We start from the raw sequence: 1,186 nt of genomic DNA on the forward strand, positions 1-1,186 counted from the left end.
TGCTGGTCAAGCTCATGGCCGATCGCCTGGCCACCAGTAGCCGCAACAGCAGCAAGCCACCGTCCCAGGATCCCAATCGCCAGCGCCGCTCGCGCGCCAAAGGCGAGCGGCGCCCCGGCGGACAGCCAGGGCATGAGGGTAAGACGTTGGCGCCGGTGACGGACCCCGACGAGGTGGTCAAGCTCCGTGTCGATCGTCGGCAACTCCCCAAGGGGCGTTCTTACCGCCCGGTCGGCGTCGAAACGCGCCAAGTGCAGGACATCGTAATCCAGGCCGTGGTCACCGAATATCAGGCTGAGGTCCTCGAAGATGATCAGGGGCAACGCTACGTGGCGCCATTCCCCGAGGGCGTGACTCGCCCCATCCAGTATGGCCCTCGCCTCAAGGCGCATGTCGTCTATCTCTCCCAGTATCAGCTGTTGCCCTATGCGCGTATCCGCGAGTTGCTCACCTCGCAGTGCGGCCTGTCGCTGAGCACCGGCACCCTGTTCGCCTTCAACCAGGAGGCCTACCAGCGGGCCGAGGCGTTCGCCGAGTGGGTGATCCCGGCGCTACGTGAAGCAGCCACCGTCCATGCCGATGAAACCGGAATGCAGGTCGGTGGCAAACGCTACTGGCTACACAGCGCCTCCAACGAGGCCCTGACCTGGTTGGCCCCGCACCCCAAGCGCGGCCAGGAAGCGATGGACGCCATCGGCGTATTGCCCTTCGTGCGTGGCGTGCTGGTGCATGATCACTGGAAGCCCTACTACCGCTATCCGGATTGCCGGCACGCGCTCTGTAATGCGCACCACCTTCGGGAGCTGACAGCGGCCTGGGAGAACGATGGCCAGGCATGGGCCAAGGCCTTGCATGACCTGTTGTTGGAGATGCATCGCGCCGTGGAGGTGGCCGACGGCTGCCTCTCGGCCGATGAGACCCGAGCCTGGCGGCAGCGCTATCGAGATTGCCTGGCGAAAGGGGACGCCGAGTGCCCCCCGCCGGTGAAACCGCCACCTGGAACGCGAGGCCGGGCCAAGCGCACCAAGTCGCGCAACCTCCTGGAACGCCTCCAGGCGTACGAGGACGACGTGTTGCGCTTCCTCGACGACCCTGCCGCTCCCTTCACCAACAACCAGGGGGAACGCGATCTGCGAATGACCAAGGTCCAGCAGAAAATCTCGGGCTGTTTCCGCTCCTGGGAGGG

The 1,186-nt window shown here is 65.4% G+C and carries 1 protein-coding gene; it reads left to right on the top strand.

Annotated features, from left to right (window positions below; genetic code table 11):
• A partial coding sequence (tnpC, locus tag CWI66_RS17530) for an IS66 family transposase (RefSeq protein ID WP_100732383.1) occupies positions 1–1,186 on the top strand: 1,186 nt, incomplete at both ends.

Origin of the sequence: Halomonas sp. 141, from assembly GCF_002810305.1 — a bacterium.
Classification (GTDB): Bacteria; Pseudomonadota; Gammaproteobacteria; order Pseudomonadales; family Halomonadaceae; genus Vreelandella; species Vreelandella stevensii.